We start from the raw sequence: 21,285 nt of genomic DNA on the forward strand, positions 1-21,285 counted from the left end.
CGCCTGAAATTCCGAAACTTAGCTGTCCTCTGGGGCCGCTAGGGATTGGGATAAAGCTCGCACCCTGCGCATAGCGCGGGTGTCGGGTAGTTTACCTCACCACATCACAAAGAGCCACACCTCAGACCCGTTCCACATCCCAGAAGAAGAGGGATCCCGCCATAACCACCCCGTCTCTTTGCTGTTCTAGCCGGCTCACACCCCATCGAGCCCCGTACGGAGGCGGGCCGGTGAGTCGTCCTGAGCAAAGCATCCGTCCGGTGGCTTAGACTACACTAGTAAGGACTGACCCATCGTTTGGACTGGCATGATTCCCACCGTTATTGAGCAATCTGCGCGAGGCGAGCGCGCCTTTGACATTTACTCGCGTCTCTTGCGGGATCGGATCATTTTCTTGGGCACCCAGGTGGACGACGACATTGCCAACCTGATTGTGGCCCAGATGCTCTACTTGGAGTCCGAAGACCCTGAAAAAGACATCTACCTCTACATCAACTCCCCCGGCGGCTCTGTCTATGCTGGCATGGCCATTTACGACACCATGCAGCACATTCAGCCGGATGTCTCCACCATCTGCATTGGTTTGGCTGCCAGCATGGGAGCCTTTCTGCTGGCAGGGGGCACCAAAGGCAAGCGCATTGCCCTTCCCCACGCCCGCATCATGATCCACCAACCCCTTGGTGGAGCTCAGGGGCCAGCTACCGATATTGAAATTCAGGCCAAAGAGATCCTCTTCATCAAAAACAGCCTCAATAGCTTGCTGGCCTACCACACCGGTCAACCTCTAGAGCGCATCGAACGAGATACCGACCGCGACAACTTCATGACCCCAGAACAAGCCAAAGAGTACGGCCTCATCGACCAAGTGATCAGCAAGAGACCCCAGCCAACCCTGGCAGCCGTTTCTTGACCCTCCAGATCCTGTGGGTGGACTTGCTCCGCTCCCTCAAAGAAGGGAGCTTTTGGTTTTGGCCGGGGATCCCACCCGAAGGATATTAAGAAAGCCAAAGAAATCTGTATTCTCGGCAGGCAGCAACGGGACTCACTTTAACCAAACTAATCAAACTCATAAAGAAAGTAATGTTCAGCCCACTATTGCGGATGATAGCTTAGGATTAAACCAGTATAGAGTTGTGTTTGCCGAGATTCTAGCTTAGGCACTGTATAAAAATCTTTCTACTGGATTTGCAAGTCCAGGGAGTCCAAGCTAGCAATTGAAGGCACTCGAAAAGAAGGGTTTGGGGCTTCCATCCCCTGGGATGAAGAGTGTCTTAAGGCCCAACTTTGGCCTCGCGGTTGTGGGGCGAGTTCGTTCACGAAAACTCGGTGGTCTTGAGTTTTGGCCCTGGGTTTTTTCCTCTTGGTTGCATCCGTGAATGGCATTTTCTGGTTCTGTGATTCGTTCAGAGGGAGATCAACGTGGCCTATTCAGCAACCCAATCCAAAAGCGGCTATCAAGCCGGTGTGAAGGATTACCGACTCACCTATTACACTCCCGACTACACGCCTAAGGATACCGACGTCTTGGCCTGTTTCCGGGTTACTCCTCAGCCGGGTGTTCCTCCCGAAGAGGCCGGGGCGGCTGTGGCGGCTGAGTCTTCGACAGGCACCTGGACAACGGTATGGACAGATTTGCTGACCGACTTGGATCGGTACAAAGGCCGCTGCTATGACATCGAGCCGGTTCCCGGCGAAGACAACCAGTACTTCTGCTTCGTCGCCTATCCGCTGGATCTGTTCGAGGAAGGCTCGGTGACCAACATGCTCACCTCGATTGTGGGCAACGTTTTTGGCTTTAAGGCCCTAAAGGCGCTGCGGCTGGAAGATGTGCGGATCCCGGTGGCCTACCTGAAAACCTTCCAGGGCCCTCCCCACGGCATTCAGGTGGAGCGGGATAAGTTGAATAAGTATGGCCGTCCGCTGCTGGGCTGCACCATCAAACCCAAGTTGGGCCTTTCTGCCAAAAATTACGGGCGGGCCGTGTATGAAGCTCTGCGGGGCGGTTTGGACTTCACCAAAGACGACGAAAACATCAACTCCCAGCCCTTCCAGCGCTGGCGGGATCGCTACCTGTTCGTGATGGAGGCTGTCCACAAGGCCCAAGCAGAAACCGGCGAGATCAAGGGCCACTACCTGAATGTGACGGCGCCTACCTGTGAGGAGATGTTCAAACGGGCCGAGTTCGCCAAGGAGTTGGGCGCTCCCATCATCATGCACGACTACTTGACAGCCGGCTTTACTGCCAACACCAGCCTGGCCAAGTGGTGCCGGGATAACGGCATTCTGTTGCACATTCACCGTGCCATGCACGCGGTGATCGACCGGCAGAAGAACCATGGCATCCACTTCCGGGTGTTGGCCAAGTGTTTGCGCATGTCCGGTGGCGACCACCTGCACTCTGGGACGGTGGTGGGCAAGTTGGAAGGCGACCGCGCCATCACGATGGGCTTTGTGGATCTCATGCGGGAAAACTACGTAGAGGCCGATCGCTCCCGCGGCATTTTCTTCACCCAAGATTGGGCTTCCATGCCAGGGGTGATGCCGGTGGCTTCCGGTGGGATCCACGTTTGGCACATGCCGGCGCTGGTGGAAATCTTCGGCGACGACTCGGTGCTGCAGTTTGGCGGCGGAACCTTGGGACACCCCTGGGGCAACGCGCCGGGCGCAACCGCCAACCGGGTGGCCTTGGAGGCTTGTATCCAAGCTCGTAACGAAGGTCGAGACCTGGCCCGTGAAGGCAACGACATCATCCGGGAAGCGGCCAAGTGGTCGCCAGAGCTGGCGGCTGCCTGCGAGCTGTGGAAGGAAATCAAGTTCGAGTTCAAGGCCGTCGACACCCTCTAGAGATTTGCTGGGGGCAAGGGATCCCTACGGTTCTCTTGCCCTACTGGCTCCCTCCCTGGATCGGCAATGGATCTGAAACAGATCGCCAAAGACACCGCCAAGACCTTGATCAGCTACCTGACTTATCAGGCGATGCGCACGGTGCTGGCTCAACTGAGCGAAACAGATCCCCCCAGGGCTCTTTGGCTACAGCAGTTCTCCGCTCGGCAAAACCTTCAGGATGGGGAAGCCTACCTGCGGGCTTTGCTGGCTGAGCGTCCTGAGTTGGCCTATCGCATCATGACCGTTCGTGAACACATTGCTGCGGAGGTGGTCGATTACCTGCCGGAAATGGCCAAAGCCGGCATCCAGCAAGCCAACATGGAGCACCGCCGCAATCATCTAGAACGGATCACCTCAGCAACAGGATCCCTACCCGTTACCCACCCGGAAGCGGGATCCCCCCCACAAAACCCTAGACCCGAAACGGAGTGATACCCATCATGCAAACCTTACCGAAAGAGCGCCGCTACGAAACCCTCTCCTATCTGCCGCCGCTGACGGATCTGCAGATCATCAAGCAGGTGCAGTACATCTTGGATCAGGGCTACATCCCGGCCATAGAGTTCAACGAATCGTCTGAACCAACGGTTCGCTATTGGACGCTGTGGAAGCTGCCCCTGTTCAGCGCCACTTCTCCCCAGGAGGTGCTCAGCGAAGTGCAGGCTTGCCGCAGCGCCTACCCCAACTGTTTCATTCGCGTGGTGGGGTTCGACAACATTAAGCAGTGCCAAGTGCTCAGCTTCCTGGTCTATAAGCCCAGCGGCCTGCGCTAAGGGAGCTCTGGTCAGCGAAAGGGGAGAGCTTCTCCCCTTTTGGTCAAGCCTCCTGGCTTGACTTCTTTGTATGGCCGTTCTCGGTGGCACGGCAATAGAGACCGTGGTTCGGTAATGGTCATGTACAACGTTGCCGTCAACGGGCAACCGGGGTTGGGAACCAGCCTCGTTGGTCTCGGATGTTGCAGCACTCCTTCAGAGACCTGCGGGTCTATGAAGCAACTGGGACAGAGGAAGGGACAAAAACCTCACTGTTAAGGGGATGGGGCACTAGAAACCCCATCTGCCTATACGGTGGGGTAGTTCATGGTGACCCTATTTCTAGGATCCGATGCCCATAAGGGATCCCAGCCCTACCGCCAGAAGAGCGGCCAGGGTTGTTTGAATACTGTTTACAACTTCGTTGGTCATCCAGGCCAAACGGGGTTGTAACACCACTCCCATCCAGCTTTCCGCCAGGGTGGCCAGGATCCCAGCCAGCCAGCAGATGCCCAACCAAAATGGGCTTTCCCCCACCCACTCCCCGCCAATCCCCCAGGCCAACCCGGCCATCCCTGCCGCTGCCGCCACCCCCGCCAGGGATCCCTCTAGGCTCACGGCTCCTTCTGTGCCCGCCGGCACGGACTGGAAGGTGGTGATCAAAAAGGTCTTGCGGCCATAGGCTTTCCCCACCTCGCTGCTGACGGTATCGGCCAATTTCGCTGCAAAGCTGGCGCTGTATCCCAACCACCACAGGGGATGCGGGAAGAAAGCGTATCCTAGCGCACATACTGCCCCGGTTAAAGCGGATCCCCAGACGTTCTCCGGCCCTCGCGCCCCCTCTCGCTTTTCGGCGATCCCCTGCGCCTGCTTGCGCCGGATCCCCAGTTTGGTTACGGCTGTTCCCACTAAAAAATAGGCAGCTACCACCGCGTAGCCCCGCCCCCCCAGCCCCCCCCACACCAGCAGGCCCAGCAGGCCCGCGTGGATGACCCCTGCTCGCGTCAAAGCCTTCTGAGGGCTCAGCAGACCCAGCACCACCAGAGCCAGGTTGAGCCAGAGTGCCACCCCCCACTGACTCAGAAGCCACGCTTGCCACATATACCCTTAAACTTTAGCCACAGCAATTTGGCCAGATAATTCTCAGCACAAGCACCAATATAGCAATTCGTGTTAAATCGTAAAAAAATCTTTTATCGACTAAATGCCTCTCCCTGTAAACGTGCCGGTCAAATCTCCCACCACCCTCCTATTCCTCTTAGAAGGAATCAGCACCCGGCCTTCCCTTGTTATCCTCTCCCTGAATTCCTGAGAATCTTATCCCCTATCACCTTCGTATGCTCTTCTTGCCAACTCTCTGGTAATGCCTCTGCTTGGGTAATATCCTGCTTTGCCCTGCTGTGATTCTAAACACTAACGGCTTCCCCAAACCATCCACACTCACATGGATCTGAGTGCTGTATCCACCTCGACTCCTCCCCAAAGCTTGCTCCCCTTTTTTTGCGGCTGCCCAGGGGTGAGCACGAACGACAGTTGAGTCAAGGATAAGATGCTCTAAGTCAGGGTCTTTCCCAAACTCCCAAGCAACTCCAGCGATGGAATCTCTGGTGTATCATTTTCCATATCTTTTTGGGAGGTAGCGCCACGGGGATCCAGAGCGAGCTATTACAGCAGGCCTTGGATAAACTGTTTGCATCCTGCCTCTTTGCCGATGTGGATCTGGATTCTGTTTTCAGGAAAGCTATAATTTTTTGCTATTTTATTTGCTGTGATCTGCAGCAAGATAACTCATCAGACCTTACCCAAAAACTGTCCTTATCATAACTAAATGCAAAAAACCTAACGACTACACCTTTTGCCGTTCAACTGGGATCTGCAGCCAACGGCTTAGTTCCGAGGCCAACCACTCCACCTCTGGCTCCTGCAAAGGGATCCCCGCTCCCAACTCGTATTTGCGGTTGCCCGCCCAGATGTTCAACTGTGGGCTTTGGCGTGGGATCAGCTCTAGCCGGCCAATATCCCATCGCCGACTGGGGGGAACATTGCGAAACCTCAGGCCAAACACCTCGTGAGCCAGGCGAATGTATTCTGTGTCGATCCGTAGGTGGACTTTGCCGAATAGACCGTAGAGGATCCCGCCCACCATCCCCAACCCCACCTTCCAGAAGGGCAGGGTGAACAGGCCAACCACCAGATTGACCGGAAAAGGCGCAGGCACAACCGATATGATCGTGAATAAGGTGATGAAGGAGTTCCAAGCGATGGCGACAGACAGCAACACCAAAACACCGGTTTTCCGGGCCGGGATCACCACCTGAAAGGTCTGTTCGGACTTGTGCAGTTGAATCCGGCTGCCTGCTGGCTGTCGAGGAGGGACTGCTGCTGCGTCTGAGGGAATCAAGGCGGGACGACGATCCAAATGCTCCAGCGCCTCCAGGGCCTGCCGGGCGGAAGCGGGACGATTCGCCACCAGAGGCTCCGTCAACCACCGCAGCCAGTCGCGAAAGGGCGGGCTCAGTTGCACCGCTTGCTCGAACGCAATCCGGGCTCCCTCCTGGGGCAAGTCCGCCGGATGCTGGCCCGTGAGCAGGTGAATCAGCGTGGCGCCCAGGCTGTAGAGATCGGAAGCGGGCACGGTTCTGCCGCCAAATTGCTCCAGGGGCATGTAGCCGTAGCTTCCCACCACAGTGTAGGATCCCTGCTCCCGGGGGGCAGCCGCCTGAACCGAACCAAAGTCCACCAGATACACCTGCTGGTCGGATCCCAAGAGAATGTTGCTGGGCTTGAGATCCCGGTGGATGACCGGCGGATGGAGTTCGTGGAGGTAGATGAGGATGCGTAGCAGCTTCTGCGCCAAGTCGCGCACCTCCGGCTCAGCAAAACGCCGCCCTTGCTCCATCCACTCCTGCAGCGAGGGGGCGTCGATGTAGGTTTGCACCAGGGCTAGGCCCCGTCCTCCCTCTAGGCTGATCTCGAAGTGGTCGCGGTATTCAGGAATGGCCGGATGGGAGAGGGTCTGCAGGATCTGGGCTTCCCGCTCGAACAGCTTCAGGTCGGCCCAATCGAAGTCTGGCCCGAAGAGCAGCAGCTTGATCACCACCTGTTCCGAGGTGAGCAAATCCTGAGCCAGGTAGGTGTGTCTGCCGCTGCGCTTGCTCAATCGCCGCTCTGGTCGATAGCGCTGGTGCCAAATTGGACGCTCTGGAGTCATACCCCCTCCTCAGGTCTGCCCCTGCTGGTTGCTTCAGCTTTAGCTTATCCTTGTCCCTTTCGGATCCCTGCCGCCGCGCCCCTCAAAAACCGACTAGAGTGAGTGAAGAGATGTAAAGTAAGCTCTCAGGTTGTATGGCCTCGCACCTGAAGATTCAAAAAATCCTCTATGTGCGGCTGCCCTGCAACCCCATTTTTCCCATTGGGGTGGTTTATTTGGCCGATCATGTCCACAAGCTGTTCCCCCAAGTTGAGCAGCGCATCTTCGATATGGGCACCTTCCCGCCCTTGGATTTTCGCCGCCGCATGCTGGAGCAAATCGATCAGTTTCAGCCGGATTTGCTGGTTTTCTCTTGGCGAGATATTCAAGTCTATGCGCCGGTGAACGGGCGGGCCGGCAACCTGTTGCAACACTCTTTTGAGTTTTTCTACGCCCGCAACCCCCTGAAAAAATTGCGGGGATCCCTGAATAGCCTCAGGCTGGTGCTGGCCTACTATGGCGAGATTTGGCGCAACACCCGGCTGGTCTGGCAGGGGATCCGCAGAGCCAGGCGCTACAAACCTCACGCTGAAGCGGTGTTGGGGGGTGGGGCAGTCAGCGTCTTCTACGAACAATTGGGCCGCTATCTGCCCAAAGGCACCATCATCTCGGTAGGGGAGGGGGAAACCCTGCTGGAAAAAGTCATCCAAGGGCAAAGCCTAGCCACAGAGCGCTGCTATCGGGCCAAGCTGGAGCAACCTCGCCCAGGTTTGATCCACGAGCCGCCCCAACCTCTGCAAAAAACCGCCTGTGATTACACCTACATCACCGCCATTTGGCCGGAAATTGACTACTACCTAGAAGGGGGCGATTTTTACATTGGGGTACAAACCAAACGCGGCTGCCCCCACAACTGCTGCTACTGCATCTACACCGTCATCGAAGGCAAGCAGGTGCGCCTCAACCCTGTGGATGAGGTGATCCGAGAAATGATGCAGTTGTACGAGCGAGGAGTGCGAAACTTTTGGTTTACTGACGCCCAGTTTATCCCTGCCCGCCGCTACATTGAGGATGCGGAGGAATTGCTGCAGAAAATCCTTGATGCCGGCATGACCGATATCCGCTGGGCTGCCTATATTCGGGCCGACAACCTCACCCCAAAGCTGGCCGAGCTCATGGTGAAAACTGGCATGAGCTACTTCGAGATCGGCATCACCAGCGGATCCCAGGAGCTGGTGCGCAAAATGCGCATGGGCTATAACCTGCGCACGGTACTGGAGAGTTGCCGCTACCTCAAACAGGCAGGATTTAACGACCTGGTTTCGGTCAATTACTCCTTTAATGTTATCGACGAGCGACCGGAAACCATTCGGCAAACAGTACGGTACCATCGCGAGCTGGAAGCCATCTTTGGTCGCGACAAAGTTGAGCCGGCCATCTTCTTCATCGGCCTGCAACCCCACACCCACCTGGAAGATTTTGCCCGCAAAATCGGTGTTATCGACGACCGCTTTAACCCCATGCACATGACTCCTTGGACGGCGCGCAAACTGCTCTGGAACCCAGAACCCCTGGGATCCTTTTTTGGGGAAGTGTGTCTGGAAGCCTGGGATCGCAACCCCCATGATTTTGGCCGCGAGGTGATGGATATCCTGGAGCGTCGTCTTGGCCTGGCAGAGTTGGAAGAAGCCCTGAGCGCGCCTCTAACAGGGGTTTACGTGTCTTAGCTCTTGGGCCAGCAGCCTCGCTGAACCGGGCAGGATATGCTGGTCCGAAAGGAGGGATCCCTGTTGGGGTAAGGTGGCTGGCCTTCGAAGGCAGCCGGTTCTCCCTCTGTTCTGCAACCAACTGCTCCCATGCCTACTCTGCCTGCTTCCCCCACCTACTACCAACAGCTGGGGCTTTCTCCCCAAGCCAGCCTGGAGGAGATCAAAGCTGCCTACCGCCAGCGGGCACGCGAACTGCACCCGGATCGGTTGCCTGCCGATATCCCCGCAGGGTTGCGGCAGTTGGCCCAGCGGGAGTTCCTCCAGCTACAACACGCCTACCGAGTTCTCAGCGATAGCCAGCAGCGTCGGGCTTACGATCTCAGCCTCATGTCCAAACCCTTGCCTCCTCATGCGCCGGTGCAGGTGGTGCTTGAGCCGACTGCGACCTCTGTCAGTTGGCTCGCCCTCTTGAGTGCTGGACTGATAGGGGCTGCTCTGTGTTTGGCGGGCTTGGCCCTTTGGAATGCCCTCAACCCGGCCCAAGACTTGGACGCAGCCGGCAGAGTGGCCCTCCAGGCTCCTGCCAACCCGGATCCCTCTCCCTCGCCCAGGCCAGACTCCGGATGGGATGGGGATCTGCCCGCAACCTCTTCAGAGACGATGACCTCGGCCCCGGCTAGTCTTTCTGAAGCCACCTCTCCACCTTCTTCTGAGCAGATTGACCGCTTTGCCCGCACCCTCCTGGCGGTGCAACCTCTTCTGGAGAGCACCCAAAATCGCCTCCAACAGGCCAACAGCAGCGAGGAACGTCGGCAAATCGAACAACAGTTTGAGGCTGCTGCTGCCGAGATCATCGTCGCCCATCAACTGACCCCAGAGGACTATCAGCGCATCTCCGCCAGCGCCCAATTGGATCCGCAGGTGGCAGCCGCCATCACCGCAGCTGTGCGCCGTTGGAGGTCTCCGTCGCGCTAGCGGGACAGGGCCCTTGCGGCCAGCCGTGGAGAAAACACCTCGTAGATGACGGTCAAAGGCTGGCCCCTGTGCAACAAAAGATAATGCCTAGCCCAGAAGGGACCGGGACACTGCAGCAGCCGGGCAACCGGGTCTGCCTCGCCGTGGTAAAGGCCGCGCAGCTCGCGAAAGGTCTCCAGTTTTTCTTGGATCAGATTTTGGCCAATGGGCCGATCGGGATGGGGCAAGTATTGAACCAGATGTTCGGAGTTCCACCAAGAGGTGGCATAGAGCAAGGGCTGTTGAGAGGTTACTCCGCACAGCCAAACCCGCCGCCGCATCAAAGGGGATCCCAGCCGCCCCAAATCTCTGGCCAGCTGTTGCATGGACTTGGGGGCAGTGCCCTGCTCTGCCTGTAAATCAACCCGGCCCGTGTCCAGCAGATGAGCCTGAATCGGCTCTTGGATCAAGGCAGCAAGATTACGGGTGGTAAAGCCATCCCCCAAAAGCAGCAAGCGCAACAGGGGATCCACCTGCACCAGCTCAGGCTGTACCGGGTCTGGCTCCCCCTGCCAATGCAGCTGTAGAGGCCACCAATCGCCTTGGCCAGAGGAGACATTGCCCAAAGAGCCATCTGCAGAACGGAGAGCAGCGCTCCAAGGGGATCCGGCAGCGGCGGCATGGCAGGTGAGGGGAGAAGGGGAAAGTTCCAAGGCGGCGGTTCAGTTGTTAAGTTCTGTATCGCCCCTAGTCTAACCCACCCACCGTCTCTGCTCCGAGGACTTTCGTGACATACTCCGGCACTCATGCTGATGCACAGAGGGCGGGGCTTCCCGGCGGTCTAGCTAACTCGTGCCCGGCTGAACCAACAGCCGCACCACCCAGGGGACGACCACGACGACACTGATCAGGCGTGCCAAGTGCATGACCACCACTGTGCTGGTTTGGGCTCCCATGTCCAGGGCTATCAGGCTCATGTCGGAAATGCCTCCTGGAGCTGTGCCCAAGATGGCAGTCAAGCGCTCGATCCCCAGCCAACGGGAGATCAGGTACCCCGACAAGACCCCCGTGCCCACCGCAATCACTGTACAGAGCAGGGCCGGTCGCCACAGATCTTTCAGGGCCAGAAGCGTATCGGCAGTGAGCTTAGTACCCAAAAGAATGCCCAACACCACCTGCATGGCAAAACGGATCCCGGCTGGGGGAGCGGGAATTGGGATCGCTCCCCAGACATTCACCAAACCCACCGCCACCATGGAGCCCACCAGTGCTCCCGCCGGAAGCCTCAGCTTGACCCCGATCAGGGCGCCGGCCAGCCCGATCAACACCGTCCAGAGATAGCTCATCATTTGGGCTTAGCTTTGAGAAAAGAGGAACGCCGTGAGTCCGGGCTTGGCCCAACCCCTCTACGGCACTGGGCACAGACGCCGTAGAAGTCAAGCACATGGTACTCGATCGCAAATTGGTATCGGCTGGAAAGCTGTGCCTCCAAATCTTCCACCGGACAATCGGGCAAAGGCACCACCCGCCGACATTCGGTGCAGATCAGGTGGTGGCGGTTGTGGCCATTGCTGGGCAGAACCTGGTAGTAGGTCTGCTGGTCTCCCAAGTTGACCGCCTGCAGCTTGCCCTCATTGCGCAGAGCATCCAAAACTCGGTAAACCGTGGCCAGACCGACGGTGTGGTTGGCATTGCGCAACTCCAGAAAGATCTCTTGCGCCGAAAGGGGTTGTGAACGATGCTCTAGCACCTCCAGAATCAATTTCTGGTTGCGGGTCTGGCGGGAAGAAGACATGATCCCTTCGTGTAGGTCGTTCTTGGGGGTCAACGCTCAGCGTCTGCCTCAGCTTTCATGCGCTCTAGGGTCTGGTGCATCTGGTCAAACATTTGGGTCAGGGAGAGCCCAAACCCCCCAAGCTGAGTTTGCAGTTGTTTGATGGTCATTTGAGCCATAAAGTCGTCGGAGAGTTCCAGCCGCTTCATGAAAATGCGCTGGCGCTCCAGCAACTCCTCCATCTGTTCGATGAAGATTTTTTTGCCTTCCCGGTCGAATTGGCCGTACCGTTGACCAAGCTGCATCAGGTTTTGGAAATCCTGAAACAGTTGCTTGGCTTCCTCTTGGACGATCTCAGAGTCGAAGAAGCTCATGGCCTTCCGTTTGCCCTGAATAAACTGCATTGGGTATACCCATCCTATCCGAATCCGATTGCCTCAGCAGGAGGCAACCCCTCCTGCGAGTACGGGATCCCGCCCTTCTGGCTCAGGATAGACTCTGGCTTGTTTGCCTCGGTGTCCGGTATGCTTCCGTTTCCTTGCGTTAAGGCTTACACTCAGCCGGCTGTGGCCCGGCGGTGGTGCGAACGGGTGCAGGGATCCCGACCTCTGTTTCTGGCCTGCTTGGGGTTTACCGAAACGGCTCTTGTTCCGGGCATTTCGGCTGCCGGCGCTACCCCCTCCTTGCGTCGCTACACAGCTCTTGCCGATGGGGAAGTGTTGCTGGCGGGCCATTCTCACCGCTTGCCCACCTCTCCGGATGGCTATCCTTCTCCGGTGGTGATCAGCTGCGCCATCCTGAGGGAGTTGGGGATCCCGTGCCGAGTGTTCGATTGTGGCTTGCCGGAACCTTTGCCGGGGGCAGAAATGGTGAGCTCTGGGGGAGTGGCCCGCTGCTTGAGCACAGGACAGGCTCTGTCTTTGGAGCAGGTGGGATCCCTTTGGCAAGAAGGGTACGACCGCGGATCCCGGCTGGAGAAAGGCTACTGCGTGATTGGAGAATGCGTGGCGGGGGGCACCACCACGGCGCTGGCGGTGTTACTGGGGTTGGGGTGGGCAGCAGAGGGCATGGTGAACAGCAGCCACCCGGTCTGTAACCACACCCAAAAGCTGGCCTTGGCCCGGCAGGGATTGGCCCGTCTGCCAAGGGGAGCTTCTGCTGCTGAGGTGGTGGCGGCAGTGGGGGATCCCATGCAGCCCTTTGTGGCCGGGTTGGCGATGGGCGCAGCGCAACGGGGAGCGGTGCTGCTGGCGGGGGGAACCCAAATGTTGGCGGTGCTGGCCTTGATGCAGCGCTGGGGGGAAGAGCAGGGGATCCCTTGGCCCCCGGAGAACGTGGTGGTGGGAACCACCCGCTGGGTGGCAGAGGATCCCTCGGGCAATACGGTGGCCTTGGCAGAGTTGTTGGGGGTTGCTCCCCTTTTGGCCACCCAACTAAGCTTTGCCAATAGCCGCTATCTGCCTCTACAGGCTTACGAGCGGGGCTATGTCAAGGAAGGGGTGGGGGCGGGTGGGCTGGCCATTGCCAGCAGCCTTTACGCCGGTTGGGGCCAAGCGGAGCTGTTGGCAGCAGTTGAGCGCAGCTACGAACGCCTGGTGCTTCAGGCCGGCTCCAAGGGGGCCATGGTCAACCCCTCCCGCAGCAATTGCTGATGGTAGAGCTCCGCCTGTTCTTGAGGGCCGACCCAAACAACTGCTTGCCCTTCGGCATCCACCTGCACGGTCAGTTGCCGCGCTAGGGGCAAAGTCATGCCGGGGATGTATTTCAGCAGACATTCCGTAACGTGCTGAAAGGTATTGAAATCGTCATCCAAGACGATCACCTTGAAGTGGGGGTAGGGCTGGCGAACCTGGGTTCTCGAGGGCGAGAACTGCTGAGCAGGTCGAGTTGGAGCTTCCGTAGTCATAGCAGAAGAGATCGACACAACTACCGAGTAACTTGGGTCTCTCAGGGGTGAGAAACCGGTCGCTTCTGATGATCTATCTCTATCTAGTTTCTAGTCTAATTGGCATCTTGTTGGCAGCTTGTGTCTGTATTCGGATCCCTTGTCGGTCGTTGGCGTCAGCGATAGAGCATGGTTCCTCTAAAGCTCTTCCCGCAGCGGGCGGCGGGGCTTTTGCCCGCCGAAGTGGCGCTCGAAATACAGGGCAGTGGCCCGGCGTAGAATCCCGGCTTGGGCAAGGGCCTGACACAGGGATCCCCCTGGCGGCAGGTGCTTCTGGATCTGTTCGATTTGGGTGGCACTGACCAATCCAGAAGCCTTGAGGTAGTCGGCCACGTGGCGTCCCCCTGCCAGTTGAACAGAGTAGCCCCCTTCGCTGAAAAATTTGACGGTCTCCGGCTTGAGGCCGCTGTGGTGGGCCAGCACATCTGTGAAAGTGCCCCCTGCCTTTTCCCAAGCGTGAATGACGGTTTCGATGCCGGCATTGTCGATCAGGCCAGCCGCCCGCAATTGGGTCAATACCCGCTGTACCCAGGGGGTAGCCCGCTGTAGAGCTTCCAAGTCCTCTTCCCCCAAATACTGCTGCGGGGGCAATTCGCTTTCTGGGGCACTCAGCTCGGCTGCCCAGTCGGCTATGGTCAGGGCCTTGAGATCCTCTGCCTCTGGCCGGGCTTTCTCTGGAGCTGGGGTCGGTGCAGCTGCAGGTGGGGAAGTTCGCCGGGCTTCGGCTACCGCTGCGGCTAGAGCACGGTTTTCCGCTTGGGCCGCCTGCAGTTGGGCCTGGAGCTGGCTCACTTGGGCTTGGGCTTCCTGCAAGCGATCTTGAGTTTCTCGCAGTTGGGCTTGGGTTTCTTGGAGCTGCACTTGCAGGCGGTGGGTGGCCTCGGCAGCTTCTTGGCGAACGTGGGCTAGGTCGGCAGTTAAGCGCTGTTTCGTGGACTGGGCCAGTTGGAGTTGATGTTGGTGCTCCTGCAGCGATTGGTTCAGGGCGGCCACTTGGGCTTCCATTTGCTGCAGAGTATGACGCAGGTGGGTTTGCTCTTGGAGCTGCTGTGCCTGATCCTGCTGTATCTTCTGCTGCTCCTGCAGTTGGGATCCCAGCTCTTGCAGCTTGTGTTTGGCTTGAGATTGCCATTCTGTCAGCTCGTGGCAGCGGCGACGTAGGATTTCCAGCTCTGCTTGGGCGGCTTGCAGTTGCGCGGATCCCTGAGTTTGCTGGGCTTGGAGTTGCTCCTCCAGTTCCCGAATGCGCTGTTGGGCAGCCTTTTGTTGTTCTGTCTCCTGTTGAATTTGGGCTTCCAATTGGGCAATGCGCTGCTGCTGCTCCTGCTGGCGGGCTTGATGGTCGGCAACCTGCTGCAGCGATTGTTCGACCAGGAGCTGTTGCTGCTGCCGCTGCTGCTCCAGTTGCGCTTCTAAGATGGCAATTTGCTCTTGGTAGCGCTCCAGCTGGGCTTTGTATTGCTGGGTAACTCTGTAGGTCTCTTGGGCTACCTGTAGAGGGGAGACATAAAGAGGGGGCTGATCGGGAATGGTGGACCACTGCTCCACCATCACCTCCCAACTGTTGGCAGCTCCTTTCTGGCGCCGCAGCCGCTGTTGCTTGTCCAAGGCCCATTCCAACCAGTGGGGTTGTACCCAGCCCTGCTGCACCAAGATCTCCCCCAGCTTGCGCTCCGGGTGCTGCCGCTGCTGAATCAGGGCCTGATGGATGTGCTCCAGCTCCAGATACCCATGCAGCATCAAGATCTCGCCGATACGCACCAGTTCGACCGGGATCAACGGATAGAGATCTTGGGGGGCAATCCAGCCGTGCTGCATACACAGCTCCCCCAACATCAAGGGGGTATCGGCCTTTTCCCACATGGCCTGAGCCAGTTGGGCGGGGGTGAGCAGTCCTGCTCGGTTGAGGGCTTCTCCCAAGCGGATCTCAAACTTTTCCTGCTCGATGGCGGTTGGGGTGGGGCTGGTCGGCGGATTCATTGGGCCTCTCGGACGGGAAGAGTAAGCTCTGCTACAACTATCGTAGTGGAAAATCTTTAGAGAAGTAGCATGCTGCAACCGAAACGCATTTTGTCAAGCCGAGGATCCACGGATTTTGCCGGAAGGTCGCTTTTTAAGTCCTAAGAGGGGCGCTGTTCTTGGCTTTGGGCAAACTGTTGCAGCCGCCGCAGCATCAGCAATTGTCCCAAGCCCAAGGGCAGGAGAGAGACGGCCTCTACCCGCAACTGCACCCAGCCGTTCCCCCACAGCCAGTCACAGTAGCCATCGGCTCCTCCCCACATCAGCAGGCGCAGCCGTTCCGGCAGCAGGGTTTCCACCTGGTGCATGATCGAGAGGGGGCCCCATTGGGCCGCAAAGGTGCTGCCCGGCTCCAGCCTTTCGGGAAGGGATCCCTGCAGTTGCTGGGGCCAGATCCACTGCTGCAACAATCCCACCTCTGTCAGACAGCGCTGCACGGTCGATGCACTGGCCTCGACTTCAACCCGGATGGTGGAGGATTGAAATGTCCCTAGCATATCCGTTCCGCGTGGGCGCTCTGGTGACCGGTGCCACGGTTCCCCCGGCGATGCGTAAACTACCCGACCCTGACTGCTTCGCAGTACAGGGCGGGCTTTCGGTAGCCCTGCAGTTGGCAAGCCAACCACGAACCTCTAGGCTGGTTTACAGCAGCCCCCAAAAGCGCAATCACATTCGCACCATTCAAATCCGCATCCCCTTCCCATCCACAGTGCCCACACTTGAACTGCTTCCCATTGCGGTAGGATTGCGCAGGGTCGGGATGAATGTGCAAACACCGGTGGCAGGTCTGCGACGTGTAGGCAGGCGGCACAAGAATCAGAGCAACCCCCGCACGCAGAGCCTTGTACTCCAAAAATTGACGGAGTTGATAAAACGCCCAACTGTTGGCCCTGCGCCGTTCAGTTTTACTGCGGGGTTGTTGGTTGATGCGCTCCCGGATCCCTGTCAAGTCTTCCAGAGCAAGAGCGCTGTTTGTCGCCTTTGCCCTAGAGACAATAGCTTTGGAGATGCGATGATTGACCCACGCCTGAAAGCGCCTCTCCTTGCCAGACAGCCGTTGCAACAGTTCTCTGCATCTGCGCCGCGAACTGCGGGTGCCCTTACTGGCTTTGCGTTGGAGTGCCGCCCTCAGCTTGGAGTAGTGGTCTCGGACTCGGTTCAACTGCTGTCCATTCCAGTTATCTCCTTCCGATGTATGAGCAATATCCGTCCTTCCCAAATCCACGCCCAGCACTCTATCCGTGCGTTGCGGTGGGCACGGTTCCGTTTCCACACAGATTTGAATGGAGTAGGAACCGTCTTTACGCTTGACCAGAGTGGCAGATTTGGGATTGGAGCCCGCCAGCCGTTCTCTCTGGTAACGGCCAATCGCCAGCTCAAAGCGCTCCCGACCCTCCACCGTGGTCAGCGACACCGACCAGTCTTTCTCGCGGAACGAAAAGATACGGGCATCGTAGGTCGCAAAGCCTCTCTTGAACGCTTTGACCGGACGGTTTTTCTGTTGGGCAACTTTACGGGCACCGGCCAGCCGTCTGCAGACCTGCTGAGCCAAGTTACTGGACAAGCCAAACCGAGCGCGAATCTGGTAATAGCAAAGGGACTGGAGTTTGACTGCGTTGACTACTTTTTCTGGTGTGTTTTGGTTGACCCAGTTCAACGCCTGCACAAAGGCATCGATTGTCGCATCCAACTTTGCGGCTTGCGACTGGGCTACCTTGAGCTTGCAGGAGACGGTCAGGACTTGGGTCATGATTCTATCGTAACTTCCGCATTCCTCCCGGCACTGACCCTACGGGTACAGTGCGGGGCTCCTGCGATTTCTAGCTGACTCTATTCTGGTCAATTTGTAGGGTTTGCCCACCCTTTCTCAGCAATCTTGTCTTTGAATCGTCCCCATTTGGTAGCCATCTTCGCCCAGAGCTTGGATGGAAAGATCGCAGCCCACCGAGCGCAGAGGCCCTCCTTCAGCAGCCCTGAGGACTATCGGCATTTGGAAACCCAAGCTGCTCAGCAACAGGCTTTGATCATGGGGGCAGCCACTCTGCGGGCCTACGGCACCAGTCTGCATATTCGGGATCCCGAGTTGATCCAACGCAGAACTGCTCAGGGCCTATCCCCCCAGCCTCTGACGATCATCTGCTCTGGCAGCGGAGATATTCCTGAGGATTTGCCGTTTTTTCGCCAGCCCCTCACCCGTTGGCTGTGGACAACTCCCAAGGGATCCCAAATTTGGCAGAACCGAACCGGCTTTGAGGATATCTGGGTGGCTGCCGATTGGGATCTGCCGGCACGGCTGGCGCGCCTGCGCAGCTTGGGCATTGAACGGGTGGGGTTGTTGGGTGGGGGGCGGCTTTTGGGGGCATTTCTGCAGGCAGGAGCCTTGGATGAGCTGTGGGTTACCCTCGCTCCGGTGCTGCTGAGTGGATACGCCGATGCCCCTGCCAGCATTGAGGGTTGGCAAGTGCAGGGATCCCCGCCCCAGTTGGAGCTGCTGGAATGCCGCCGCGGTTCCAAGGAGCTGTTTTTGCGCTACCGAGTCGAGTGGCCCTGAGAAATGCTCTATACAAACACAAAAATTTTTGGACAAATTCAGATTTCCCAGAAATCCACAGGTTTTCCCCAGGCTTTCCACAGGCGGGTGGGCTGTTTTCCACAGGGCCTTTCCCTCAGGGGGCGGCATCGGGGGTTTCTGTGGAAAAGTGGAGGTGGGTAAGGTTCAGGCGACTACACCCTGAGAAACGTAACGGGATCGCGCCATTTTTTCCCATCCCATCAAGGCCAATGGCAGGCTTTTGTCCGGTTGGATCCCTGGCTTGGGATTGACATCCCCCATAGGGCAGAGGGCAGAATAGCCCCACCTGAGGGTGAGTGGTGTGGAGATTTTCCCGAGCGCTCTCCTTAGTAAAGAAAAGACTTCATCTGTTCTACGGCCCACGACAGGCTTAGGAACAGTTGTGAATGCCCTCCCTCCCATCCGCTGGGATAGGGGCAAGCTATGAACCTATATTGCTTGCTTTTCTGCTTGCGAGCCTGCTGAGGCTCTTGGCCTATCTAGGTTGGGTTTTGATGTTGCGGGTTCGCTCTGTTCGAGCTGCCCAAGTTTTGGCTGTGGCCGCAGGTTTTGCGGGATACCGTTTTCTCCCCTCTTAAGCCCGAGTGAGTAGTTGGACTATGAGTTCTCACAGCGTCAGCATTTTGAGCGAAATTCCTGAGGAGCTGCATGACACCCTCCAAAACTACCTCTCTCGCCATCCCGACTGGGATCAGGATCGGGTGGTGACGGCAGCGCTCTCGTTATTCCTGCTCCAAAGTGGGGAGAGCGACCGGCGGGCGGCACGCATCTACTTGGACAGCCTGTTTCGCCGCAACTGAGCCCCAGGGATGGCCTGTGAAAAGTGGGGCAGTGGGAACCTTTTGTTAGCCTGAGTAGGGATCCTGTCCCACTGCTGTCATTTGGACACTGAGGGGAGGGGGCTAAGAAGTGAAAGGGATCTCAAAAGAGGCAAAAAAGAGGCAAAGACGTGCCACGGGGCTTTGGGCGAGGGAAAGACAATCGGCAAGCGGCTAAGTCACAGAATCCAGAGCGGCGATCCGAGATCCCATCCCCAGAGGCGGCTCTGGCGTTGGTTCAACGCTACCGACAGGCGGGGGATCTGAAAGCTGCTCTGCACCTCTGCCGGCAGCTTACCCGCACCCAGCCGCGTTTGTTCGCTGCTCAGGCGTTGCTGGGATCCCTTTATCTGCAGATGGGGGATCCCCGCCAAGCTTTGACCCCCTTGCAACTGGCTCTGCACCTGCGGGGGGATTGGGTGCCGGCCTGGCAGGATCTGGGCGATGCCTGGATGCAGCTTGGCAACCCAGAGGAAGCGGCGCGAGCCTACGAACAGGGCCTGGCCTTTGCCCCCGGTGATGGGCAATTGCTTTTCCGATTGGGCAGTTGTTGGCTCACCCTGGGGAAATTGGCCCAGGCAATTGAGGTGTTGCAACAGGCAGCAGCAGCCCAGCCTCCCCAGGTCTATGCCTTGGCAGCTTTGGGGAATGCCCTGATGCTCGATGGCCAAGCTGAGGAAGCGGAAGGCTGGTTTCGCCAAGCTCTCGCCCTTGCACCCCAGGAGGGGCGAATTCTCGTTAACCTCGGCCACTGCCTGCACCTGCAAGATCGCTTGGAGGAGGCCGCCGATTGTCTGCAACGGGCCATCTTGCTGCTGCCGAGGGACGCCCAGCCTCACAACAACCTGGGCACCATCTTGCAGGAACAAAACCGGTTGGAAGCGGCCATTGAAGCCTATCGGCGCAGCTTGCAGTTGGCCCCCCACTGGCCGGAGATCCACTACAACCTGGGCACGGCTTTGCTGACCCTGGGCCGCTACGAGGAGGGGTGGCGGGAATACGAATGGCGGCTGCAGCGACAAGGGGCGACCTACCCGCGCTTTCTTTCCCCTCTGTGGACGGGATCCCCTCTGGGCCGCCAGACCCTGCTGATCTACGCCGAACAAGGGTTGGGGGACACGATTCAGTTTGTGCGCTACTTGCCGCTGCTGGCCGAGGCCCATCCCCAAGCGCAAATCTGCCTTCGCTGCCAGGAATCCCTCGTGGAGCTGTTCAGAGGGTGCCTGCCCCAGGTGCAGGTGATCTCGGAAACAGATCCCTTGCCCTCTTTTGATTGCCATCTGCCTTTGCTCAGCTTGCCACAGCGGTTGGGCACCACTCTGGAGACGATCCCGGCCCGCATCCCCTATCTTGTCTATCCCGTTCGCGCAAGTGGGCCGCAGATCCCTTTGAGCCTCTCCTGGCGGGAAGACTGGCCGGAGCTTTCCCAGGAGCGGATGAAAGTGGGGCTGGTGTGGGCCAGCGGCCGGCGTGCCCACCCTGATCTCAACCGCGTGCAAAGGCTGAAAAGTTGTCCTCTGGATCTGCTGCTCCAGCACTTGCATGTGCCTTCCATCCAGTGGGTTAGCCTGCAGGTGGGGGAAGATCTAAGGCCGCTGGGATCCCTATTGGAGCAGCACCAAGTGTTGGAGCTGGGATCCCGTTTCCGCAGTTTTGTCGATACAGCCGCAGCCGTTGCCCAGTTGGATCTGGTGATCAGCGTTGATACAGCCGTTGCTCATTTGGCCGGGGCGATGGGCAAGCCGGTATGGGTGCTGCTCCCCTTTGCCGCCGATTGGCGCTGGCTGCTCCATCGAGAAGATAGCCCCTGGTACCCCGGGGTAATGCGACTGTTTCGACAAGACACACCGGGAGACTGGGTTGGCGTGCTGAGGCGAGTCCAGGTTGCCCTCGAAGAGAAGTTGCAAGGGATCCCCTCTCAAGACCGTGCCTGTTCCTCTCCCTGAACGATGCGCTGAAACAGATAGCCGGTGCCTCGGGCCGTCAGGATCAGCTCTGGGTTGCTGGGGTCATCTTCCAGCTTGGCCCGCAGCCGCGAGATGTGGACATCCACCACCCGCGTATCCACATGGCGCTCCGGGGTATAGCCCCACACCTCTTGCAAAATCTCGGAGCGGGAAAAAGGCTCCCCCGACCGACTGACCAACAACTCCAGCAGACTAAACTCCATCCCCGTCAGGCGAATGCGCTCGTCCCGTTTGTAGACCTGCCGCTTGTTGGTATCGATGCGAATATCCCCCACTTGAATCACCCCGGAACTGGGGATCCCATCGTGGGCCGACCGCGCCACCCGTCGCAACACCGACCGAATGCGAGCTTCCAGCTCCTTGGGGGAAAAGGGCTTGACCACATAGTCGTCTGCCCCCAGCTCCAGCCCCGTGATACGGTCGGCCACATCGCCCAGCGCCGTCAGCATGATGATGGGGATGTCGGATTCTTTGCGCAGCTCCTGGCAAACCCCATAGCCATCCAGCTTCGGCATCATCACATCCAGCACCACCAGGTCGGGATCCTGCTTGTGGAAAACCTCCAGCGCCTCCTCGCCGTCCGAAGCTGTGACCACATCGTATCCGATCATGGACAGACGGGTTTCCAAGATGCGTCGAATGCTGGCCTCATCATCGACCACCAGAATCCGTTCCTTACGCTGTGCTTCCACGGTGCTG

The 21,285-nt window shown here is 58.3% G+C and carries 21 protein-coding genes and 1 pseudogene; 10 read left to right on the plus strand and 12 right to left on the minus strand.

Going from position 1 to position 21,285, the window contains the following annotated elements; genetic code table 11:
- The first annotated feature begins 307 nt into the window (after positions 1–307).
- From clpP to ACVWXW_RS10375, 4 genes are all read left to right on the plus strand, one after another.
- The gene (clpP, locus tag ACVWXW_RS10360) at positions 308–910 is read left to right on the plus strand and encodes an ATP-dependent Clp endopeptidase proteolytic subunit ClpP (RefSeq protein ID WP_011434140.1); all 603 of its coding nucleotides are present in this window, start codon (positions 308–310) and stop codon (positions 908–910) included.
- A gap of 509 nt (positions 911–1,419) precedes the next feature.
- Positions 1,420–2,844 carry a form I ribulose bisphosphate carboxylase large subunit gene (locus ACVWXW_RS10365; RefSeq protein ID WP_011434138.1) on the plus strand — a complete coding sequence of 475 codons (1,425 nt, stop codon included), beginning with the start codon at positions 1,420–1,422 and terminating at the stop codon, positions 2,842–2,844.
- Between the two features lie 66 nt (positions 2,845–2,910).
- Entirely contained in the window at positions 2,911–3,318 is a 408-nt protein-coding gene (rcbX, locus tag ACVWXW_RS10370; protein ID WP_414349604.1) for a RuBisCO chaperone RbcX, read from the plus strand.
- 8 nt (positions 3,319–3,326) lie between these two features.
- Positions 3,327–3,659 (plus strand): ribulose bisphosphate carboxylase small subunit, encoded by a 333-nt coding sequence (locus ACVWXW_RS10375; RefSeq protein WP_011434136.1) that lies wholly within the window; start codon positions 3,327–3,329, stop codon positions 3,657–3,659.
- A 321-nt stretch (positions 3,660–3,980) separates the two neighbouring features.
- Here the strand turns inward: ACVWXW_RS10375 and ACVWXW_RS10380 are convergent, their stop codons facing one another.
- From ACVWXW_RS10380 to ACVWXW_RS10390, 3 genes and pseudogenes are all read right to left on the minus strand, one after another.
- A complete protein-coding gene (locus tag ACVWXW_RS10380; RefSeq protein WP_414343840.1) occupies positions 3,981–4,739 on the minus strand; it encodes a TIGR00297 family protein in 759 nt (252 codons plus the stop codon).
- Between the two features lie 73 nt (positions 4,740–4,812).
- Positions 4,813–5,386 (minus strand): annotated as a pseudogene (locus ACVWXW_RS10385) (IS5 family transposase); the annotation flags it as partial.
- A 98-nt stretch (positions 5,387–5,484) separates the two neighbouring features.
- Positions 5,485–6,849 carry a serine/threonine protein kinase gene (locus tag ACVWXW_RS10390; protein WP_457403767.1) on the minus strand — a complete coding sequence of 455 codons (1,365 nt, stop codon included), beginning with the start codon at positions 6,847–6,849 and terminating at the stop codon, positions 5,485–5,487.
- A gap of 134 nt (positions 6,850–6,983) precedes the next feature.
- Here ACVWXW_RS10390 and ACVWXW_RS10395 point away from each other — a divergent pair, with 134 nt between their 5' ends.
- On the plus strand, positions 6,984–8,555 hold the full coding sequence (locus ACVWXW_RS10395; RefSeq protein WP_457403768.1) for a photosystem II high light acclimation radical SAM protein: 1,572 nt from the start codon (positions 6,984–6,986) through the stop codon (positions 8,553–8,555).
- A gap of 129 nt (positions 8,556–8,684) precedes the next feature.
- On the plus strand, positions 8,685–9,512 hold the full coding sequence (locus ACVWXW_RS10400) for a DnaJ domain-containing protein (RefSeq protein ID WP_011434132.1): 828 nt from the start codon (positions 8,685–8,687) through the stop codon (positions 9,510–9,512).
- Here the strand turns inward: ACVWXW_RS10400 and ACVWXW_RS10405 are convergent.
- The 4 genes from ACVWXW_RS10405 to ACVWXW_RS10420 form a co-directional block, all read right to left on the minus strand.
- Positions 9,509–10,204: a chorismate pyruvate-lyase family protein gene (locus tag ACVWXW_RS10405; protein ID WP_457403769.1), complete on the minus strand. Its 696-nt coding sequence runs from the start codon at positions 10,202–10,204 to the stop codon at positions 9,509–9,511. The genes ACVWXW_RS10400 and ACVWXW_RS10405 overlap by 4 nt on opposite strands.
- 132 nt (positions 10,205–10,336) lie before the next feature.
- On the minus strand, positions 10,337–10,840 hold the full coding sequence (locus tag ACVWXW_RS10410) for an AbrB family transcriptional regulator (protein WP_414330730.1): 504 nt from the start codon (positions 10,838–10,840) through the stop codon (positions 10,337–10,339).
- Positions 10,837–11,286: a Fur family transcriptional regulator gene (locus tag ACVWXW_RS10415; protein ID WP_414357549.1), complete on the minus strand. Its 450-nt coding sequence runs from the start codon at positions 11,284–11,286 to the stop codon at positions 10,837–10,839. The genes ACVWXW_RS10410 and ACVWXW_RS10415 overlap by 4 nt, the downstream gene beginning before the upstream one ends.
- 29 nt (positions 11,287–11,315) lie before the next feature.
- Complete coding sequence (locus tag ACVWXW_RS10420) at positions 11,316–11,639, minus strand: DUF1825 family protein (protein ID WP_011434128.1); 324 nt, start codon at positions 11,637–11,639, stop codon at positions 11,316–11,318.
- 150 nt (positions 11,640–11,789) lie between these two features.
- Between ACVWXW_RS10420 and cobT the strand changes: the two genes are divergently transcribed.
- Positions 11,790–12,917: a nicotinate mononucleotide-dependent phosphoribosyltransferase CobT gene (gene cobT, locus ACVWXW_RS10425; RefSeq protein WP_457403771.1), complete on the plus strand. Its 1,128-nt coding sequence runs from the start codon at positions 11,790–11,792 to the stop codon at positions 12,915–12,917.
- Here the strand turns inward: cobT and clpS are convergent.
- From clpS to ACVWXW_RS10445, 4 genes are all read right to left on the minus strand, one after another.
- Positions 12,866–13,171 carry an ATP-dependent Clp protease adapter ClpS gene (gene clpS / locus ACVWXW_RS10430; RefSeq protein WP_011434126.1) on the minus strand — a complete coding sequence of 102 codons (306 nt, stop codon included), beginning with the start codon at positions 13,169–13,171 and terminating at the stop codon, positions 12,866–12,868. The two genes, cobT and clpS, sit on opposite strands and share 52 nt — an antisense overlap.
- A 177-nt stretch (positions 13,172–13,348) precedes the next feature.
- On the minus strand, positions 13,349–15,190 hold the full coding sequence (locus ACVWXW_RS10435; RefSeq protein ID WP_457403773.1) for a hypothetical protein: 1,842 nt from the start codon (positions 15,188–15,190) through the stop codon (positions 13,349–13,351).
- A 140-nt stretch (positions 15,191–15,330) separates the two neighbouring features.
- Positions 15,331–15,726 (minus strand): hypothetical protein, encoded by a 396-nt coding sequence (locus ACVWXW_RS10440; RefSeq protein ID WP_457403774.1) that lies wholly within the window; start codon positions 15,724–15,726, stop codon positions 15,331–15,333.
- Positions 15,727–15,785: 59 nt separating this feature from the next.
- The gene (locus ACVWXW_RS10445; protein ID WP_457403776.1) at positions 15,786–16,979 is read right to left on the minus strand and encodes an RNA-guided endonuclease InsQ/TnpB family protein; all 1,194 of its coding nucleotides are present in this window, start codon (positions 16,977–16,979) and stop codon (positions 15,786–15,788) included.
- A 132-nt stretch (positions 16,980–17,111) separates the two neighbouring features.
- Here ACVWXW_RS10445 and ACVWXW_RS10450 point away from each other — a divergent pair, with 132 nt between their 5' ends.
- From ACVWXW_RS10450 to ACVWXW_RS10460, 3 genes are all read left to right on the plus strand, one after another.
- Complete coding sequence (locus tag ACVWXW_RS10450; protein ID WP_457403777.1) at positions 17,112–17,780, plus strand: RibD family protein; 669 nt, start codon at positions 17,112–17,114, stop codon at positions 17,778–17,780.
- A gap of 620 nt (positions 17,781–18,400) precedes the next feature.
- Positions 18,401–18,601 (plus strand): DUF2811 domain-containing protein, encoded by a 201-nt coding sequence (locus ACVWXW_RS10455; RefSeq protein WP_041436785.1) that lies wholly within the window; start codon positions 18,401–18,403, stop codon positions 18,599–18,601.
- Between the two features lie 149 nt (positions 18,602–18,750).
- Positions 18,751–20,565 carry a tetratricopeptide repeat protein gene (locus ACVWXW_RS10460; RefSeq protein ID WP_457403779.1) on the plus strand — a complete coding sequence of 605 codons (1,815 nt, stop codon included), beginning with the start codon at positions 18,751–18,753 and terminating at the stop codon, positions 20,563–20,565.
- Here the strand turns inward: ACVWXW_RS10460 and rpaB are convergent.
- Positions 20,538–21,278, minus strand: coding sequence for a response regulator transcription factor RpaB (gene rpaB, locus ACVWXW_RS10465; protein ID WP_011434119.1), 741 nt, complete (start codon positions 21,276–21,278; stop codon positions 20,538–20,540). The two genes, ACVWXW_RS10460 and rpaB, sit on opposite strands and share 28 nt — an antisense overlap.
- Between the last annotated feature and the right edge of the window lie 7 nt (positions 21,279–21,285).

It is taken from the genome of Thermostichus sp. MS-CIW-30 (assembly GCF_054058015.1).

Coding starts and splice junctions, on each gene's coding strand:
- ACVWXW_RS10390 (WP_457403767.1), bottom strand. CDS start 6,849: ATGACTCCAGAGCGTCCAATTTGGCACCAGCGCTATCGACCAGAGCGG.
- ACVWXW_RS10400 (WP_011434132.1), top strand. CDS start 8,685: ATGCCTACTCTGCCTGCTTCCCCCACCTACTACCAACAGCTGGGGCTT.
- clpP (WP_011434140.1), top strand. CDS start 308: ATGATTCCCACCGTTATTGAGCAATCTGCGCGAGGCGAGCGCGCCTTT.
- cobT (WP_457403771.1), top strand. CDS start 11,790: ATGCTTCCGTTTCCTTGCGTTAAGGCTTACACTCAGCCGGCTGTGGCC.
- ACVWXW_RS10435 (WP_457403773.1), bottom strand. CDS start 15,190: ATGAATCCGCCGACCAGCCCCACCCCAACCGCCATCGAGCAGGAAAAG.
- ACVWXW_RS10455 (WP_041436785.1), top strand. CDS start 18,401: ATGAGTTCTCACAGCGTCAGCATTTTGAGCGAAATTCCTGAGGAGCTG.
- ACVWXW_RS10445 (WP_457403776.1), bottom strand. CDS start 16,979: ATGACCCAAGTCCTGACCGTCTCCTGCAAGCTCAAGGTAGCCCAGTCG.
- ACVWXW_RS10395 (WP_457403768.1), top strand. CDS start 6,984: ATGGCCTCGCACCTGAAGATTCAAAAAATCCTCTATGTGCGGCTGCCC.
- ACVWXW_RS10420 (WP_011434128.1), bottom strand. CDS start 11,639: ATGAGCTTCTTCGACTCTGAGATCGTCCAAGAGGAAGCCAAGCAACTG.
- ACVWXW_RS10410 (WP_414330730.1), bottom strand. CDS start 10,840: ATGATGAGCTATCTCTGGACGGTGTTGATCGGGCTGGCCGGCGCCCTG.
- clpS (WP_011434126.1), bottom strand. CDS start 13,171: ATGACTACGGAAGCTCCAACTCGACCTGCTCAGCAGTTCTCGCCCTCG.
- rcbX (WP_414349604.1), top strand. CDS start 2,911: ATGGATCTGAAACAGATCGCCAAAGACACCGCCAAGACCTTGATCAGC.
- ACVWXW_RS10375 (WP_011434136.1), top strand. CDS start 3,327: ATGCAAACCTTACCGAAAGAGCGCCGCTACGAAACCCTCTCCTATCTG.
- ACVWXW_RS10440 (WP_457403774.1), bottom strand. CDS start 15,726: ATGCTAGGGACATTTCAATCCTCCACCATCCGGGTTGAAGTCGAGGCC.
- ACVWXW_RS10380 (WP_414343840.1), bottom strand. CDS start 4,739: ATGTGGCAAGCGTGGCTTCTGAGTCAGTGGGGGGTGGCACTCTGGCTC.
- ACVWXW_RS10415 (WP_414357549.1), bottom strand. CDS start 11,286: ATGTCTTCTTCCCGCCAGACCCGCAACCAGAAATTGATTCTGGAGGTG.